A 488-nucleotide genomic window follows, 5' to 3' on the forward strand; every position below is an offset into this window, starting at 1 on the left:
AACAATTGACAAAAATCGCCAAATGTCTTTCTCTATAAGAGTTTCATTCCTTATAATCCTGTCCGTTGCATAGGACAAACCGAAGAACCAGATTTCTTTTCAGATATTACCGTTGTTTTTTCAGGGCTTTTCGTCTTTGTTTGGCGGTAGTTTTTCTTTTTTTCACTACTTCTAAATAACTTTTTCTGGCTAGGAGACGATAGGTTCTCGGTTTTTGAACAAGTTTTCCTTTTAAAGTTTCCTAGAGAATATCAATAATTTTTTCGGTTTGTTTTCTTCCTTGATTTAACAGGTTTAAATCGGTAGGATAACTAATATCTGCGGGGGCACAACTGGCATCTAAAATTAATTTGCCTCGATTTTCGGGTTGACTTTGGGTTTCACTTTCTAATTTTTTTGGCTCTTCGTTACTCTTTATGCTAAATCAACAGACAAGATGCCAAGATAACATACTTCTAACCCAAAAATTCTGAAAGTTTCTAAAGCCA

At 34.6% G+C, this 488-nt stretch carries 1 pseudogene; it reads right to left on the reverse strand.

What is annotated here, in order from left to right:
• Positions 1-109: 109 nt before the first annotated feature.
• A pseudogene (locus BGL89_RS12535) lies at positions 110-400 on the reverse strand (IS5/IS1182 family transposase); the annotation flags it as partial.
• Positions 401-488 lie beyond the last annotated feature (88 nt).

This window comes from Microcystis sp. LSC13-02, assembly GCA_002282935.1.
GTDB lineage: Bacteria > Cyanobacteriota > Cyanobacteriia > Cyanobacteriales > Microcystaceae > Microcystis.